The sequence below is a fragment of the Clostridium frigoris genome (assembly GCF_018861865.1).
Lineage (GTDB): Bacteria > Bacillota > Clostridia > Clostridiales > Clostridiaceae > Clostridium_AD > Clostridium_AD frigoris.
Genome location: NZ_JAHLDV010000003.1, coordinates 1 through 18,244, shown reverse-complemented (window position 1 = coordinate 18,244; position 18,244 = coordinate 1). Strand labels below are relative to the sequence as shown.

The window sequence follows — 18,244 nt, the reverse complement described above, 5'->3', positions numbered from 1 at the left end:
TATTGGGGATTTTTAAAGAAGTTTTATTAATGGAGACTTCATTAATAGAAGTCTTCATTATATATGCATTAAAAGTTTTAATTCTACGATATGAAATTTATTTAAATGCATTGAGTTATCTATAAAATACAAGAGCAATTAACGAAGATATAAGGGCACTACACGGAATAGTTAAAACCCAGGCAACAAGTATAGTTCTTGCAAGGCTCCATCTAACGGCAGAAAGCCTCTTACAAGACCCTACACCCATTATTGCACTAGTTATTACATGAGTTGTACTAACAGGAGCACCTAATGCAGTCGCTGCTTGAATAGTAAGTGCAGCTGCAGTTTCAGCTGCAAATCCATCAATCGGTTCTAGCTTTATCATATTAACACCCATCGTTTTGATTATTTTCCAACCACCGATCATTGTACCACATGCCATTGATAATGCACACGCAATTTTTACCCACAATGGTATGGCAAAGTTAGTTGCATTTAAAAATCCTCCAGCAATTAGCGCCATAGTTATAACACCCATAGATTTTTGAGCATCATTAGAACCATGGCTATATGCCATTAAAGCTGCAGAACAAATTTGTAATTTTTTAAACACACCATTAACTTTTTTATGAGTTGCTTTATGGAATAACCAAGTAAGAATGAACATAAATAAAAATCCAAATACAAGTCCTATTATTGGTGACGATATAAGTGGAATTATGATTTTATCAAAAAATCCTTTCCAATTAACTACAGAAAAATCTAGTTTATGAGTAGTAATAGATGCACCTAAAAGTCCACCAATAAGTGCATGGGAAGAAGAACTAGGAATAGCGAAATACCAAGTTAGTAGGTTCCAAATAATAGCGCCGACTAAAGCTATAGCTACAATCTGTGGAGTAGCTATGCCTTCGTTTATTATCCCTGTTCCTATAGTTTTTGCAACTTCTGTATGTAACATAGCACCGACAAAATTCAGCACTGCAGCCATTCCTAATGCTTGCATAGGAGTAAGTACTTTAGTCCCAATTACTGTAGCAATAGAATTAGCCGTATCGTGAAATCCATTTATAAAATCAAAGACAAGAGCTAAAATTATTACAAATAATATAATTGAAGAACTAAGCATATTTCATACCAACTCCTCGAATTTCATTTGCAAGTGTTTCACAAGCATCAATGCTATCTTCTAGATAATGGTATAGATCTTTCCATTTCATTACGAACAAAATATCTTGGGGATTTTCAAATAGTTTTCTCATCGCTTTTCTATAAATCAAATCAGCTTCATTTTCCAAGGTGTTTATATCGATGATTTTATCCACTAAGATAGTGCTTTTGCGAAGAGATTTTAATTCTAAAATTACCTTAACAAGGGCTGACGAAACAACCGTAAGTTTATCAACAAGTTCAATAGCCTCTGGAGTAGCCGATGTCACGTTATACATATAGAACAAATGGGCTGTTGACTCTATACTATCAGTAATATTGTCTATTCCTTTTGTTATATTAAATATATCTTCTCTGTCTAATGGAGTTATAAACATTTTCTTAGTATATTCAATTAATTCATGGGTTACAAGGTCGCCTTCATGCTCAAGATTTACTAGTTTCTTTAATCTTTCATTAGGATTATCGAGTTCATTCATTAACAATTTCAGCTCTTTTGCGGAACTATTGAATATTTGAGCTCCCTTCGAGAAAAGCTCAAAAAATAAATTGTCTTGTGGTTTAAAATTAAACATATATTGTTCCTCCTTCGATAAATAAAAAACATGTTTCAAACAAAGATTTGTACTACTGAACTTAAAAATAAGATATATTTTAAATCGTACAAGCCTAATTATATGATATTACTTAACAAAGTACAATATTGTATTAACATATTTAACATAACTTAACGTAGCGTGTAATATTAAGGAATATAATGAAATTTTTTACTTTAAACTATTTTTCTATAAATTCTATATTAAGGAAAATAAAATAATTATTTTAGAGTATCTTCGCTAAATGAAGTAACCCTATATAAATTTAAACTAAATATTTTATCATTAATATAAGATTATAATAAAAATCTGTGATATAATTTTAGTCGAGTTTAGGATTTAACTTACATATTATTAAAAAAATTAATTATAAATCAATAAGGAGTAAAATATGAGAAAAACTTATAAGAACCCAAAAGAACTTGGAACATGTTTAAAAGATCTAGTAGATTTTTATTTAGATGATGTTATGGAATATAATAAGCTAAAAGAAAAAATAATTATATTAGCTAATGCCAATGGGGATAGACTTTATAAAGATGGTAATATTCCTATAAAAATTTCGAATATACTAGGTGCCTCTAGAGTAGATATCATTAAGAAAGTATTATCTGAAAAAGAAAATTAATTTTTATGATTCTATAAAAGAAATAAGCTATGTATGATAGAATAACAAACAACTTGTATATATCTTACTTAAATCATATAATGTATTAAGACAAAATGTTTAAATAGCAAGAATTGGTATGTTGAATAAAAATAAATGATAAAATTCGTTTAGGGCTATTTGATTTTAAAAAGACATCAAGTGTGCAGGCTTTTAGTCTGCTATTTGTGTCTTGATATTTTAATCATTAGCTCTATTTATTTATGTGTAAAACTAATTTTATATAAACAGCATTAAATAGTATATTGCTTAAACTTAACAAAATAGTTATTTAAATTAGTTGATTGTTGTAAAATATTTCAATATAATATATACTAAATTTACACACAATTATTACATAAGCTATAGGTGAATCAAAAAAATATAGACCATAATTTTATTTTTAGAGGAGAAGTTTATGAACTTTTGGAACGAAAATAACAAAAGAAAGACATTAATTATTTTTCTTGCAACTGTTTTAGTTATGGCAGGTTTTCTTTTTATATTGCCAACTAGCAATACTTTTGCACAGAGTGATAGAACAAAAATAATTATTCATTATGCCAAAAATCCAGATAATAATTCAATATGGAAGATGTGGTTGTGGCCGGACAAAAAAGAGGGAGCTAAGTTTGATTTTACAAGTAAAGATTCATTTGGCCAGATTTGTGAAACTGAGTTCGCTGGAGACTTTAATAAAGTAGGTTTTATAATTTACACAAATGAGTGGGAAAAAGATACGGACGATGATAGATTTATTGAAAAATTTAAGAATGGTGTAGGTGAAGTTTGGATTAATGGTGGTGACCCTAAAATTTACTATTCTTTAGCTGAAGCAACCAAATCAAAAGTTACAATTATACCTAGTAAGATTATAAACAAGCCCAATAAATTTGTAAGTGCAAAACTAGACGATTTGAAAAACATAAACATAGAAACCAATGTATCATTTCCATTTGTCTCAGTGGGTGATCAAGGCTTTATAGTTAAATCAAATGGAAAAGTGTTAAAAATAAATAAAATAACAAGTTCAAAGGTAATTGGTGGTTTTACAACAGTTGTAAATATAGAACTTAGTGAAAATGTAAATTTAAATCAAAAGATTACAATCTCAAAGACAGCTTTTTCAGAAAAAGATGTAGTATTTGGTGATGTATTACAAAGTGCTAGTTTTGAAAAAATGTTTTCTTACGAAGGAAATGATTTAGGTAATACTTATTCTACTAGTAAAACGAGTTTTAGAGTCTGGGCACCAACTGCATCTGAAGTAAAGCTAGTAACCTATAAAAATTGGAATGATAAAACTGGTACTGAAATCAAAATGAAGATGAGCGAAAAAGGAACATGGACTTTTGACCTAAATGGAAATCAAAATGGTATATTTTATACTTATAAAGTTAACATTAAAGGAGTTTGGAATGAGGCAGTTGATCCTTATGCGCGTTCTGTATCCGCAAATGGCGACAAGGGTGCTGTTGTAGATCTTAAAAAAACAGATCCTACAATTTGGAAGCCGAATGAAAAACCTGACTTTTCAAATTTAACTGACGCAATTATATATGAACTACATGTTAGAGATTTTTCTATAGACCCAAACAGTGGTATGAAAAATAAAGGTAAATTTCTAGCATTTACTGAAATAGGCACAACTGGAATCGATGGTAACCCAACAGGAATTGATTATATAAAAGCCTTAGGAGTAACACATGTTGAGCTTATGCCCATATTCGATTACTCTACTATAAATGAGACTTTAAATAAATCACAATTTAATTGGGGTTACAATCCAAAGAATTACAATGCACCTGAAGGAAGCTATTCAACAAATCCATATAATCCAAGTACGCGAATTAAAGAATTAAAACAAGCAGTACAAGCCCTTCATGATAATGGATTAAGAGTAAACATGGACGTGGTTTATGATCATATGTACAGCGGTACCAATTCTAATTTCAATAAAATAGTACCCGGGTACTATTTTAGAACTAATCAAAATGGTACTAATTCAAATGAAAGTGGTTATGGGAATACAGTAGCTTCTGAAAATGTTATGGCAAGAAAATTCATTGTTGATTCAGTTGTGTATTGGGCAAAAGAATATAATCTAGATGGGTTCAAATTTGATCAGATGGGACTTCTTGATGTAAAGACTATGAATGAAATTAGAAAAAAACTAAGCAGCATAAATCCTTCAATCCTTGTTTTGGGAGATGGATCAGATAAAGGAACTACCCTTTCCCCAGAAGCAAAAGCAAATAAACAAAATGCAAGCAAAATGACTGAAATAGCACAATTCAATGATGAAATAAGAGATGGGCTAATAGGAAGTGTATTTTTTCCAAAAACAAGTGGCTTTATTAATGGTGCATTTCAAAAAGAGACAGATATAAAAAAAGGAATAGTTGGAGGTATAGATTACTCTAATATTATAGAGACCTATGGAAATATAGAACCTGTACAAATTGTTAATTATGCTGAATCCCACTCGAGCAATACATTATGGGATAAGCTCCTCTTAACAAACCCTAAGGACAGTGATGAAATAAGAACAAAAATGCACAAAATGGCAGATTCTATGATTCTTACTTCACAAGGCATTCCATTTTTTCAAGCTGGTCAAGAATTTTTAAGAACTAAAGCGGGTGTTAAAAGTTCTTATAAGTCAAGTGATAATATAAATAAGATCGATTGGACAAGGGAATCTAAAAACATTGAAACTGTTGATTATTTCAAAGGTTTAATTGAATTAAGGAAAGCACATCCTGCTTTTAGAATGACCTCTGCGGATATGATTAAGAAAAACTTGAAATTTTTAGTAGTCCCTGAAAATATGGTAGCATATGAAATGAATTATAATGCAAATATGGATAGTTGGGCACACATTGTAGTTGCATATAATGCAAATAGGGAAGATAAAACTATAAAATTATCAAAGAAGGGTACATGGAATATCGTAGTAGATGGCGAAAAAGCAGGAGTTAAAACTATAAAACAATTTAGCGGAGAATCTTTAGTTGTTCCTGCACTAAGTTCCATTGTGATTTATTATGAATCAGAAAATATATTTACATCATTAACTTTTAGAACTTGTATTATATTAGTTCTAGGTATAGTTGTTTGTATAATGTTTTTTCTGAAAAAAAGAAAGAAAGTTTAAAAATATACTACTTAGCATATTTTTAAAAGGCCCTAAAAATAAGGGCCCTTTTTTTTGCTTAATAATCAATTAAATTTATACGTATTTCGCATTTGAAATATAATCAAAGAGAGGTGTTAGCATGTTAATTGTAATGTTTTTTATATTAACACTAATTATTATTACTATTATCATTTTAGTTATAGGGTGGCATTTTTCTAGTATAATTATCTATCCTAAAGTTAGAAACTATAATTATACCTATGATGCTGAAGTAAATGATGGAAAAATAGTAATAGAAAAATTCAACAATTTAGAAAAGCTAGAAGTATATATAGATTCTCAATATGATTACAAAATTCATGGATTTTTCTTTCCAAATAATAGTTCAAAAAAAGTTATTATATTGTGTCATGGAATAACTTGTAGTTTATATTCTTCTGTTAAGTACATGGATATGTTTTTAAAAAAAGATTTTGCTGTTTTTATTTATGATCATAGGAATCATGGTTTAAGTGGTGGAAGTAACACTTCATTTGGTTATTACGAAAAGTTTGATTTAAAAAAATGCACTGATTGGTTATTTGATAAACTAGGTAAAAACATTATAATTGGTTTACATGGTGAGTCAATGGGTGCTGGCATAGCTCTTCAATATATTGCAATCGATGATAGAATTGATTTTTGTATAGAAGACTGCGGTTACTCTGATGCGCAAGATTTATTTAGCCACAGACTGAAGAAGGATTATAATATAAATAATTTTGCTTTAATAAAATTAGCAAGTAAAATTAGTGAGATTCGAACAGGCTGGGATTTTAAAGATGCGTCACCTATAACAACTCTTCCAGAAATAAGAATTCCGATTTTATTTATTCACGGAGAAGATGACGAATATGTACCTACCTATATGTGCAAACAAATGTACTTAAAGACCAATAGTTACAAAGATATATATATTGCGACCAAGGCTGGTCATGCTCAATCATACTGGAATAACAAAGATGAATATACAAAACGAGTTTATAAGTTTTTAACAAATATTAATATAATTTAGACGGTAAAGGCGTGTAACTAATATAAAATAGAATGTTCTATATAGAGAGGTTGTGTTTTAATGTTTAATCTATCACAAAATGAAAAAAAGTATTTATACATTACTAATTATTCTAGTGACGAAGAAAGCTTATGTAAAATGGAAATCAAATATCTTTTCGATAAGCCTCTTAATGATAAATATTTGTTTTCTAATATACACATAAATCCATCTAGAAGTCCTTTCATAAAAAAATGCATTTCAATGGTGTATGTGGGAGATGCCATGGAAAGAATTATTGAACAAATTAATAATGACAAATTAACTAGTAATAAATATAAAGTTGTTTATATTAATGCTCCTCATGAAAACATAGGTTTTCACGAGGGTCGTAGAATTGAATTTGAAATAGGTTTTAGCATACTTGGAGAATGTGAAATGAAAAAACCGGAAAATATTTTTGGTATAACAAAAATAGGGAACACATGGATATTTGGTAAATGTGAAAGTAACACCTCTGAATGGCTACAACGAAATAAAAAACCTTTTTCTTATTCTAATGCATTAAAGGTTAACGTTTGTAGAGCCCTTGTTAATATAGCTGTAGGTAATAATCTAAGCTGTAGTGTTGTAGATCCATGTTGTGGCATTGGAACAGTATTAATTGAAGCTATTTCAATGGGTATTAATATTAAAGGCTATGAGATAAACTCTTTAATTGGGGAAAACGCTAAGACGAATCTCCGGTATTTTGGATATGAAGATGTGATAACTATTGGTGATATGAATAATATTCAAAATAAGTACGATGTAGCCATAGTCGATCTTCCATATGGTATCTTTACTCAAATTACGGCAGATGAACAGTTAGCTATCATGGATAGTACACGTAGAATAGCATCTAAAATGGTAATCGTTACTTTTGAGGATATGAAAGAACAAATTAAATCTGTTGGATTTCACATAGATGATAGGTGCAGCGTATCTAAAGGAACTTTTAAAAGATACATATACATATGTAGTTAATAAAACCAAGGTGCATAAATTTATATACACCTTGGTTTTAAAATCTGGATTTGAATTACCTAATTATAATTTTTCTATAGAAATATCATATTTAGGTATTCTAGTTTGAAAATATTTTCTTATATCATTTACAGTTATATAAATTTGATGCTCTACTATTTCTAAATAAGCACAAGCTATAATAAATTCTTTTTCATTTTTATTTGGTTTTCTTTTTTTTTCTAATACAGAATCAATATATTGGTTTCTTAATTTATCTGAAACATATATTTGTTGTTTTTTTTTAAGTTGGCACCATTTCTTATTCTTTTGAGCAAGTGATTTATTACATTTTATATCATTACTAATTTCTTGTTTTGTCATTATTGTCCCTCACAATTTTATTCATTTATAATATATATTATACGTTAAAACTATAATTCATTACAATATTAAATTAACTAACAAAAATAAGTATATCTGCTTTTATGCAAATATACTTATTTATGAGTATTAATAAGAGCCAATTATGCTATAGTTTTAATATGATGTAATTATAGTTCACGAATAATTATTTAGATAATAGTTTTTCAGACTTTTTTTCTTCCTGAAATCATATCCAATATAAATACTATTACAGCTATTACAAGCAATATATGGATCATACCACCACCTATTTTAAATATAAGTCCTAAGGCCCAAAAGAATACTATTATACCACCTATCCAACGTAAAAATCCCATATAAAACACTACCTTTCTAATATATGTTTATTTATTATCATTAATTATTATAATAACCCGAAGTCATTTTAATTATACAAAGAAATTCGCAACTATTTTTGTAGAATAATCATCATTATTAGTGACACTATTTTTTAACGATTTACTGTATAATGTAATTATTATATAAGATAGGGTGATAAAATGTTTTTTAATAATAAAAAAATAAGAGCAAAAAAAGAAAATGAAGCAAGACTTAAAAGAATTAATAATTTTGAAGTAAGATATGTCACAACTAGAGATCCAACTCAATATAGTGAATCTATAATAGGGAAGAATTGTATAATGAGTATTTTAAATAACCAATTTAACATTCAAAATGATAATAATGTTATTTTTACACACTCCATAGAAAATTTACAGTCTTCAGAATTAATGAGCCAAAATGGAATAATTCTAAGTTATACTGATGATAAAACAAGTGAATATATAGAAATTATTGCATATTATAAGTATCATAGAAAATAAATGTATAAATAAATTGGCAATTTTAAAAATTTACAAAGCATGAATACGTATATATGCTATAATTTACTTGTATATGAAATTATATAATTTTTAAAAATATAATTATAACTAAAAATATTTTTAACCAAAATAAATGATAGCAGAAGCTATGGAAGGAAGCAGTTTATGTATATAGGTATTGATTTAGGAGGTACTAATATAGCTATTGGTATTGTTGATGAGAATGGAAAAATAGTACACGAAGAATCATGTGAAACAAGGTCAGAAAGAGAGCCCCAAGAACTAATAGATGATATGATAGCTCTAGTTCTAAAGGTTCTAGACGAATTTCATATTCAACTTAACGAAATAACCGCTATAGGGGTCGGAATCCCGGGTCTAGCTGATAAGGATGGTAATGTAATATTTTGTGTAAATCTTGGTTGGAGAAATGTACCATTACGAAAGATGTTAGAAGACGCACTTCATACACCGGTTTACATAGATAACGATGCAACAGTGGCTGCACTTGCTGAATATGAGAGTGGTTCAATGCAAAATTGTAAAAGTGGTTTAATGTTAACTTTAGGTACAGGTATTGGTGGTGGGATTATAATAAACGGTGAAATATATAGTGGGTTTAATGGTGTAGGCTCTGAACTTGGACATACAGTTATTGGTGAAAATTTCTATAATTGTAATTGTGGAAGAAACGGCTGTCTAGAGACATTTGCATCATCTACTGCTATAATAAAATATACGAAAAAACTAATTATGGAAATGAATGAACCTACTACAATTTTGGGAAATGTGGAGGGTAATATAGATAATCTAAATGCAAAAATAATCTTCGATTGTGCTAAAAAAGGAGATAAAATAGCCACCTTAGCTGTTAATAGATTAATAAAATATTTAGGTATAGGCATACTTAACATAGTTAATTTTATTGATCCAGAAATAATTGTATTGGGTGGTGGAATTGCAGGTGCAGGTCAATATCTTTTGGATTTGATTACAAAAGAAGTAATAGCAAATAAGTATTATAAGGATTTACCTATTGCTAAAATTGTTTTAGCGCAGTTAGGTAATAAAGCAGGTGTAATTGGTGCCGCAATGGTCGCAAAACATGGAGATGTATAACATTAATATTAAATAATAATGTTATAATTTATTAAGGAGTGGTTATGATGAAAATTCAAGATATAATGTCAGGTGATTTTTCTCAGTACCCTGAAGATACGCAAATTTTTATGAAAGAATATACAGAAAAGCTTAGAGAAAATATAAAAGAAGAAATAATAAATGATATATCTACAAAGATGCTTAAGAATATAGATAAAAGTAAAGACTATTTTATGAATGTTTTAACTGATATTTTAGATAATGGATATAAAGGTCTTAATAAATTGTCTACTCAGTCACTTATAGATATGTATTTGGAAAGGAAAAATCAGGACGACTTTTTAATATTACTTGAAAAAGTAAATGAACAAGTCTAATTCCTATTTAGGTTTATTAAATTTAATAATAAATAATTTAATAATAAATAATTTAATAAACCTAAATAGGATTAGAAATATAAGAATTAGTAATTAATAGATATTTCTCCACATAGAGTTGTATCTTTAGGTTGCGTCCAAATAGCTTCAATTAGAAGATTTACCTTTAAGCCTGTTTTATATTTAAATGATATCTCTTTATCATGTACCATGTTGTGATTTTCGTAAACTATTAAATTTCTTTTTGCTTTGTCTCTAATTACAATATCGAAAGCTCCATTTTGAGGCTGAAATATTTTAGCAGTAATAATTAAGCTGGACCAAAAGGAATTATTAATACCAGTTTCAAAAAAACCTTTTCCATTATGAATATTTATTTTAAAATCTTGTTGAATATTGTTAGTAGTGCTTGTTATTGCTTCTTCACTATATCCTATGTTTTTATTCTTCACATTATCTATTAAACTTTTCATATATTTCCTCCTTGTTTTATAAAATATTAAATTATAGTTTAAACTAATTCGCTTCACAACATGAATTCATTATATTATACGCAAACACATAAAAAATGTTGTTATTAAAATTACAAGAAATTGTAATTTTTTTAATATAAGAGATAAATTAAATATATAGTTCAATTTATTATTTTTAGAGAATTAATCTGTAAAGCATGATATAATTGTATTTTGAATTATATATTCAAACTTACGATTAAATCAAAAGAAGGTGGACCTAATTAAGGATAATAAATATTTACCTATAAGCAAAGAGGATATTGAAAATAGAGGATGGACAGAATTAGATTTTATTATAGTTACTGGTGATGCATATGTAGATCACCATAGTTTTGGAACTGCAATCATTTCTAGGGTTCTAGAAAATGAAGGCTATAAAATAGGGATAATTGCCCAACCTGGCTGGAAAAATATAGATGATTTTAAAAAATTGGGCAAACCAAGGCTAGGATTTCTAGTTAATTCCGGGAATATGGATTCTATGGTTAATCATTATACTGTAAGCAAGAAAATAAGAGAAAAAGATTTATATTCTCCTGGTGCAAAGATGGGTCTGAGACCAGATAGAGCAACAATAGTTTATTGCAATAGAATAAGAGAAGCATATAAAAATGTTCCTCTTATTATTGGTGGCATAGAAGCAAGTTTAAGGCGTTTTGCGCATTATGATTATTGGAGTGATAAAGTAAGAAAATCTATGCTTATAGATAGCGCAGCAGATTTGTTGATTTATGGTATGGGTGAAAAACAAGTTGTTAACATTGCTGAGCAGTTAAATGAAGGCATAGATATAAAAGATATTACACAAGTACTTGGCACCTGTTATGTTACTGACGATATATCAAACATAAAAGGCTACATTGAAATAGCATCTTATAAAGAAGTATGTAGAGATGTACATAAATATTCAGAAGCCTTTAAAATACAATATGATCAGCAAGATCCCATTCGCGGAATTGGCATTGTACAAAAACATGCTAATAAATATCTTATACAAAATAAACCAGAAATGCCTCTTACGAGAGAAGAATTAGATAAAGTTTATGGTCTGCCTTATCAGAAAAATTATCACCCTAGTTATGAAGCAATGGGCGGAATACCTGCTATAGAGGAAGTTCAATTTAGTTTAGTAAGTTCAAGAGGATGTTTCGGAAGCTGCGCTTTTTGTGCCATAACTTTTCATCAAGGAAGAATTGTACAAAGTAGAAGTGAAAATTCACTAATTGAAGAAGCAATTCAAATTACAAAACTTAAGGATTTTAAGGGATATATTCATGATGTAGGAGGTCCTACAGCTAATTTTAGAAAGCCAGCATGTGATAAGCAGTTGAAAGTAGGTGCTTGCAAGGATAGACAATGTCTTCATCCTAGCCCATGTAAAAATTTAGATGTTGATCATATGGAGTATTTAAAACTCCTTAGAAAATTAAGAGAACTGCCTAATATAAAAAAAGTGTTTGTAAGATCAGGACTACGTTATGACTATATTATGGCAGACAAGGATGATACTTTTTTAAATGAACTTATAAAGCATCATGTAAGTGGACAGCTAAAGGTTGCACCAGAGCATGTATCTCATAAAGTTTTAAAATACATGGGTAAGCCAGCCGGAAAAACTTATAATAAATTTTTAGAGAAATTCTATGCAGCTACTGATAAAATTGGAAAGAAGCAATACGTTATTCCTTATTTTATGTCTAGTCATCCTGGATGCACACTTGAGTCCTCAATAGAACTAGCAGAATATCTTAGAGATATTAATTATCAGCCAGAGCAAGTTCAAGATTTTTATCCAACCCCTGGAACCCTTTCTACAACAATGTTTTACACAGGATTTGATCCAGTAACTCTTGAGGAAGTTCATATACCTAAAACAAAAAACGAAAAGGCTATGCAAAGGGCGCTTCTTCAGTATAAAGACCCTATGAAATATGATTTAGTATTATCAGCTTTAACTCAAGCTGGAAGAGAAGACCTCATTGGTTATGGACCTAAGTGCCTAGTAAAACCTAGAGGTAAAAAGAAAAAAGAACCATCTGATAATCTAAATGGAAAGCAAAAAGAATATAAAAGTGAAAATAGAAATAAAGTTAATACCACAAGGAGTAAGACTAAGGATACCCCTATAAATAAAAAACTTAAAGAGAAAGGTAAACCTATAATCACTCAAGGTAGGACAAACCAGGCAATTAAAAGTGTTAACAAAAAGAAATCAAAACTTAAGAAAAGACAATAATTAATGATAATAAATACCTACATTCAATTGAAGAATGTAGGTATTTATTATCAATCTATTGTAATTATTTTGTTTATACTTTCTTGTTCTATAAGCTCACTTTTGCTGAAACCCTTCCTAAAATATCTAATTTGCTTATATTTAACTTTGTTCATTTCAAAATCTAAAACATCAATTCTATCACCGCTATAAATAACAGCTTTTTTACTTCCTTTTAAAAATACATGTATTTCCATAGTTTCATCTATTAGCTGCGAATCAGCTACTCCTTTCTTTATATTCTCACTTTAATAATATTAATGTTGTATTTATATTAGTATTATAAGTTAGTTTTATTAAATAATATTCGCCTTAGAAAGCTAGAAATTATATAATATCATCTAAATTATAATGGTAATATATACATTTATCAAGATAAAATAAAAGACTAATATTAGTTAACTATTTAGATAATAATGAATATAATATTAATAAAATAGTTATCCAACCATCTTTTAATAAAAAAACTACTATACATTTACTTCTAAAGGAGATAAGATTATGATATGTAAAGAGTATTTATTGGATACTAATATTATTATAAAGGTGTGGAGTAAATATCCTACTTTGCTTGATGATATTGAAAATATAAAATCAATTGATTTTAAAATTTCAGAGGATATAGCAGGGGAATTATCAGTAAAAGAATATGTAAAATTCAATGAAGATTTTGTACTTTCAAATAAATTTTTGAAATTATTAGGACATATCATTACTAATAATGAAATAGCTTCAAATTTAATCGATTCTAGTTTATCAAGTGATTTTATTAAATATCAACAAAATAAAAGGATATATTTAGTTAATGGAGATAAAATTTCAATAAATGATTATAGTTTAATTGATATTTGCGAAAAAAATAAAGAATATATCCTTGTAACGGATGATAAAAAGTTAATTCGAAATGCAAAAATAATATTAAATTCTTCAAGAGCACTAAACTTTCAAGAATTTCTAGATGATTTAAGAGAGTTAAATGTGTTGCAATAAACCATTAGAATATGAGACTGTAACCTTTACGGATTACAATCTCTTATTCTATTTTAATTATTACCTAATATTCATATTATATAAATATGAGAAAGTTTATAGTACAAATTTTTTATACCTACTTAATATTTTTTTCTAAATATTGTTTAAATCTAACACTCCATAGCTTATAAGTTTTAGGGCGTTTTACACTAACTACTGATAAAAATTCATCTACTACCCCTAAGTTATTTAATCCCTTCATTAAATGTCTTGGATAAGCTACATTTTTAGAGTAACTATTTTTAGGATCAATTACATTAAGAGAAAAATCATCCATCAAATATAAATCTTTGCACCTAATGTCTAGTCTATTAAATTTAAGTTTTGTAAATTCTTCAATAAGTTTAATTATGTTAAGAGATATTATTTCATTAATGCCATGTTTTTTAATATATTTATCAAGACGTTGTCCACCTGCATAATCTCGTACAATATAGTATGCTCCATGCTCATAAACATTAGGAAAATATTTGCTTTTCCTAGTTTTAATAAAAATATTATATTCTCCAGCACAAACTTTTTTATCTCTAAAAATTTTAATTACTCTTTTGTTAGGAAGTAAATAAACTATTCCATTATGACCAGACCCTAAAAATTCTGAAGTTTTAAGCATTTTTTCAACTTTACTATTTAATTGAATGTAGTAGTTTTTGTCATCATTCATATTATCATCTTCTTTACAATAGATATCACTATATTATATGGTAAAGGCTTGTCTGTATTTACTATATATAAATATTATATATAAGTCTATCTTGATTAATATTACAATTAATATTATACTGTTAAGGAATATATATACAATTACATATTGGAATAAAATTAATTGGACCACATTAGTGGATTTTTAAGGAGAGATTTGATAATGGTAGAAATATTAGATACTCATGAATTTATATATAATGGAAATGACTTAGGCACTGTTTATTCACACGATAATACAATATTTAAGGTATGGGCGCCCACCATAGATAAAGTATCAGTAATAGTTTATAACTCATTTAATGATAAATCAGGACAAAAATATGAAATGAATAAAATAGAAAATGGAGTTTGGGAACTTAAACTTATTGGAAATTATAAAAATAAATATTATAATTATTTGGTATTAAACGATGGAATAGAAAGAGAAACACCAGATATATACACCAAAGGTGCAAGTGATAGTGGTAAAAAGGGAATGATTGTTGATTTTTCTTCTATAAATCCAGATAATTGGGAAAATCACAAAAGACCTACATCAATTAATAGAACAGAGTCAATTATATACGAAATACATATTAGAGATTTTTCATCATCAGAAGACTCAGGAATAAAAAGCAAAGGAAAATACTTAGCTTTTACTGAGAAAAACACTAAAACACCTAATGGTGTTATTACAGGACTTGATCACCTCAAAGACTTAGGAATAACCCATGTTCACTTATTACCTGTTTATGATTTTGCAAGCCTGGATGAGACTAAAGAGAGATATAATTGGGGATATGATCCATATTTATACAATGTTCCAGAAGGTTCATATGCTACTAATTCTAGTGATGGTACTGTACGAATAAAAGAGTTCAAATTAATGGTTCAGACCTTACATGAAAATGGAATTTTTGTAATTATGGATGTTGTATATAATCACACTTTTACTAAAGAAAGTTCTCCGATGGATATTTTAGTTCCAAAATACTATTATAGAACAGATGATGATGGCAACTATACAAATGGTTCTGGTTGTGGAAATGAAATTGCATCTGAAAAACCAATGGTGAGAAAATTTATAGTTGATAGTATTAAGTTTTGGTCTCAGGAATACAAAATCGATGGTTTTAGATTCGATTTAATGTCACTTTATGATATTGATACTATGAGAGAGGTTGAAAATGAAGTTAAAATTATTAATCCAAATATCATTATTTATGGTGAGCCATGGACAGGTGGACCAACTTCATTACCTGAGTATAGGCAACTAAGGAAAGGAAGCCAAAGAGGTATGCAGATATCCATATTTAATGATGATCTAAGAAATGCTATAAAGGGAGATAATGATGGCAACAGTTTAGGGTTTGTTAACGGTGGAGAAGGTTTTGAGTTAGAAATTAAAAAAGGTATTGTTGGTGGAATAAGATATAACAATAGTATATACAATTTTGCCCAGAATCCTGGAGAAACAATAAACTATGTAAGCTCTCATGATAACTTATGTTTGTATGACAAATTTGAGAAAAGCAATCCTAATAATACTCCGTTAGAAAGAGAGAAAATGAATAGGTTAGCCTTATCCATAGTGCTTACCTCGCAAGGGGTTCCATTTATCCAAGGAGGAACAGAAATATTAAGGACTAAACAAGGAAACCATAATAGTTATAATGCCGGAGACATGATTAATAAAATAAGTTGGGATAGAAAATCTGAATTTACAGAAACTTATGAATACATTAAAGGACTTATCGCTTTAAGAAAAAGTCAAAAAGTTTTGACTCTAGACAATGATAACGATGTAAGAAATTCGCTTAAATTCCTTGAATCACCTTATAAATGCGTTGCATATGAACTAACCTCAACTTTCACGGATGATTATAGTAAATTACTTATAATTCATAATGCTAACAAGAATGAAATTAAATTTATTATGCCAGATACTGATGAATGGTTAATTATAGCAAATGAATTTGAAGTGAATATGAGGGGAGTATGTAGAGGCGCTAAAACTTGCCAAAATGAGATACTTATATCATCCTTATCTACCTTTATATTATGTAAAAGCTAATAGATTATTTGAAAATGATTATGAACAATAAAAGAAACTGCATTTTAAAAATGCAGTTTCTTTTATTTAATTTATATAACAAAACGTTTACTTGCTTAATAAAGTACTAGAACCTAAGGTTCTATCTCAATATAAGCTATTGCCTTCTTATTAAATAAATATTTTTTACCCATAGTATTAACTTCATGGGGCCTTGTATTTTCAAAATTATAAAACCAGTTTTTAAATAAATCACTTTCAGATTGTTTTAAATCCAATATTTCACTTTCACCACTAATAAAAGAAATCGTTAACATTTTAGTCACTCCTTTTCAAGTAAATAGTCTCTTATAATATATATTCTATATCTAAAAGGAATTTCCTCTTTTTTTAACATTTTTTATTTGAAAATATTAAGAGGATATATACTCTAGAAATACTCTCCAGTATCCATTTTAAATTTAAAATTATACATATGTATTTATAAAAAAAAGAAACCTTCACTAGAGCCGTAGTAGTGATAGATTTGCTTTTTATTTGTTAGTTGTTAGTTGTTAGTCTAGACATTCCAAACATTCATTTATTACATCTTCTGTAATTTCAAATACGTAATCTGTTCTCATTTAGGCACCTCCTTGATAGTATATGGGTACACAAAAATATTGATTATAACTCATATAATGTGATTTTAATTCATGTTATAACAAATAATATGTTATAAGTGTTATCAGTACATTATTCAACAAAATTTTAATAAGGGATTCATTAAGAAATTTTCGAATGAAAAGGGTAAGAACTTAAGCGTGGGTTTTTAAAATTCATGTCTTTTCTTTTGTTAAGTGATTTAATGATCCAATTTTTAATGCGTTAGTACGTATTAGATAGTTTTGTATGTGTTTTATTGTTACTAGGTAACTTTCTTAGTATATAACATTTTAGATTTAAATGCAAGTAAATTTTAAAATAAAGTACAAAATTTATGATCCGTTTATGATAATGTCCTAGTATACCATTTTTGATTATGTCCCAAACAGACAAAAATATAGTGTAGAATTACCTCATAAGAATTTATAAATGAGGTGTTCGTAATCAGAAAGGTAGACTTAAGTATGAAAGAAGATTTTAAATATCAAATCATCAAAAAATTAGTAGAAGTTAATGGTAATAAGAAAGCTGCTGCCCTTCGTATTGGGTGCACTGTTAGACATCTAAATCGTATGATTAAAGGATATTGTTCTAATGGTAAGGAATTCTTTATCCATGGTAATAAAGGAACTAAACCTGTTCATACAATTTCAAAAGATATTAGGCATATGATTATAGATCTATATAAAACTAAATATCACGAAGCAAACTTTACCCATTATGCTGAGCTTCTCGATA

General features: G+C 28.1%; 18 protein-coding genes and 1 pseudogene. 11 read left to right on the top strand and 8 right to left on the bottom strand.

Annotated elements, in window-relative coordinates; translation table 11 throughout:
- Nucleotides 1–115: 115 nt before the first annotated feature.
- Nucleotides 116–1,114, bottom strand: a complete 999-nt coding sequence (locus KPL37_RS02050) for an inorganic phosphate transporter (protein ID WP_216145647.1) — start codon at nucleotides 1,112–1,114, stop codon at nucleotides 116–118.
- On the bottom strand, nucleotides 1,107–1,730 hold the full coding sequence (locus KPL37_RS02045; protein ID WP_216145645.1) for a DUF47 domain-containing protein: 624 nt from the start codon (nucleotides 1,728–1,730) through the stop codon (nucleotides 1,107–1,109). Before KPL37_RS02045 ends, KPL37_RS02050 begins: the two co-directional genes overlap by 8 nt.
- Before the next feature lie 412 nt (nucleotides 1,731–2,142).
- Here KPL37_RS02045 and KPL37_RS02040 point away from each other — a divergent pair, with 412 nt between their 5' ends.
- The 4 genes from KPL37_RS02040 (at nucleotide 2,143) to KPL37_RS02025 (ending at nucleotide 7,595) form a co-directional block, all read left to right on the top strand.
- On the top strand, nucleotides 2,143–2,379 hold the full coding sequence (locus KPL37_RS02040; RefSeq protein ID WP_216145643.1) for a TIGR04540 family protein: 237 nt from the start codon (nucleotides 2,143–2,145) through the stop codon (nucleotides 2,377–2,379).
- A 436-nt stretch (nucleotides 2,380–2,815) separates the two neighbouring features.
- The gene (gene pulA / locus KPL37_RS02035; protein WP_246578094.1) at nucleotides 2,816–5,554 is read left to right on the top strand and encodes a type I pullulanase; all 2,739 of its coding nucleotides are present in this window, start codon (nucleotides 2,816–2,818) and stop codon (nucleotides 5,552–5,554) included.
- Between the two features lie 121 nt (nucleotides 5,555–5,675).
- Complete coding sequence (locus KPL37_RS02030; RefSeq protein ID WP_216145642.1) at nucleotides 5,676–6,590, top strand: alpha/beta hydrolase; 915 nt, start codon at nucleotides 5,676–5,678, stop codon at nucleotides 6,588–6,590.
- Nucleotides 6,591–6,650: 60 nt separating this feature from the next.
- Complete coding sequence (locus tag KPL37_RS02025) at nucleotides 6,651–7,595, top strand: TRM11 family SAM-dependent methyltransferase (RefSeq protein WP_216145640.1); 945 nt, start codon at nucleotides 6,651–6,653, stop codon at nucleotides 7,593–7,595.
- 63 nt (nucleotides 7,596–7,658) lie between these two features.
- Here KPL37_RS02025 and KPL37_RS02020 read toward each other — a convergent pair whose 3' ends face one another.
- Complete coding sequence (locus KPL37_RS02020) at nucleotides 7,659–7,958, bottom strand: hypothetical protein (RefSeq protein WP_216145638.1); 300 nt, start codon at nucleotides 7,956–7,958, stop codon at nucleotides 7,659–7,661.
- Between the two features lie 206 nt (nucleotides 7,959–8,164).
- Nucleotides 8,165–8,317, bottom strand: a complete 153-nt coding sequence (locus KPL37_RS02015) for a lmo0937 family membrane protein (RefSeq protein ID WP_216145637.1) — start codon at nucleotides 8,315–8,317, stop codon at nucleotides 8,165–8,167.
- A gap of 183 nt (nucleotides 8,318–8,500) precedes the next feature.
- Here KPL37_RS02015 and KPL37_RS02010 point away from each other — a divergent pair, with 183 nt between their 5' ends.
- From KPL37_RS02010 to KPL37_RS02000, 3 genes are all read left to right on the top strand, one after another.
- Entirely contained in the window at nucleotides 8,501–8,824 is a 324-nt protein-coding gene (locus KPL37_RS02010) for a hypothetical protein (protein ID WP_216145636.1), read from the top strand.
- 165 nt (nucleotides 8,825–8,989) lie between these two features.
- The gene (locus tag KPL37_RS02005; RefSeq protein ID WP_216145635.1) at nucleotides 8,990–9,943 is read left to right on the top strand and encodes an ROK family protein; all 954 of its coding nucleotides are present in this window, start codon (nucleotides 8,990–8,992) and stop codon (nucleotides 9,941–9,943) included.
- A 44-nt stretch (nucleotides 9,944–9,987) separates the two neighbouring features.
- Nucleotides 9,988–10,302, top strand: a complete 315-nt coding sequence (locus tag KPL37_RS02000) for a hypothetical protein (protein ID WP_216145634.1) — start codon at nucleotides 9,988–9,990, stop codon at nucleotides 10,300–10,302.
- Between the two features lie 86 nt (nucleotides 10,303–10,388).
- On the opposite strand, the gene KPL37_RS01995 is transcribed toward KPL37_RS02000, so the two are convergent.
- Nucleotides 10,389–10,775 (bottom strand): hypothetical protein, encoded by a 387-nt coding sequence (locus tag KPL37_RS01995; protein WP_216145633.1) that lies wholly within the window; start codon nucleotides 10,773–10,775, stop codon nucleotides 10,389–10,391.
- Between the two features lie 262 nt (nucleotides 10,776–11,037).
- On the opposite strand from KPL37_RS01995, the gene KPL37_RS01990 reads away from it, so the two are divergent.
- The gene (locus tag KPL37_RS01990; RefSeq protein WP_216145898.1) at nucleotides 11,038–13,053 is read left to right on the top strand and encodes a YgiQ family radical SAM protein; all 2,016 of its coding nucleotides are present in this window, start codon (nucleotides 11,038–11,040) and stop codon (nucleotides 13,051–13,053) included.
- 50 nt (nucleotides 13,054–13,103) lie between these two features.
- On the opposite strand, the gene KPL37_RS01985 is transcribed toward KPL37_RS01990, so the two are convergent.
- Nucleotides 13,104–13,289, bottom strand: a complete 186-nt coding sequence (locus KPL37_RS01985) for a hypothetical protein (RefSeq protein WP_216145632.1) — start codon at nucleotides 13,287–13,289, stop codon at nucleotides 13,104–13,106.
- A 304-nt stretch (nucleotides 13,290–13,593) separates the two neighbouring features.
- Here KPL37_RS01985 and KPL37_RS01980 point away from each other — a divergent pair, with 304 nt between their 5' ends.
- Nucleotides 13,594–14,082 (top strand): PIN domain-containing protein, encoded by a 489-nt coding sequence (locus tag KPL37_RS01980; protein WP_216145630.1) that lies wholly within the window; start codon nucleotides 13,594–13,596, stop codon nucleotides 14,080–14,082.
- 118 nt (nucleotides 14,083–14,200) lie between these two features.
- On the opposite strand, the gene KPL37_RS01975 is transcribed toward KPL37_RS01980, so the two are convergent.
- The gene (locus tag KPL37_RS01975; protein ID WP_216145628.1) at nucleotides 14,201–14,788 is read right to left on the bottom strand and encodes a protein kinase; all 588 of its coding nucleotides are present in this window, start codon (nucleotides 14,786–14,788) and stop codon (nucleotides 14,201–14,203) included.
- A gap of 201 nt (nucleotides 14,789–14,989) precedes the next feature.
- On the opposite strand from KPL37_RS01975, the gene pulA (KPL37_RS01970) reads away from it, so the two are divergent.
- A complete protein-coding gene (pulA, locus tag KPL37_RS01970) occupies nucleotides 14,990–16,882 on the top strand; it encodes a type I pullulanase (RefSeq protein ID WP_216145625.1) in 1,893 nt (630 codons plus the stop codon).
- A gap of 113 nt (nucleotides 16,883–16,995) precedes the next feature.
- On the opposite strand, the gene KPL37_RS01965 is transcribed toward pulA (KPL37_RS01970), so the two are convergent.
- Entirely contained in the window at nucleotides 16,996–17,178 is a 183-nt protein-coding gene (locus KPL37_RS01965) for a hypothetical protein (protein ID WP_071612906.1), read from the bottom strand.
- Between the two features lie 762 nt (nucleotides 17,179–17,940).
- Between KPL37_RS01965 and KPL37_RS01960 the strand changes: the two are divergent.
- Nucleotides 17,941–18,244: pseudogene (locus KPL37_RS01960) on the top strand (hypothetical protein); the annotation flags it as partial.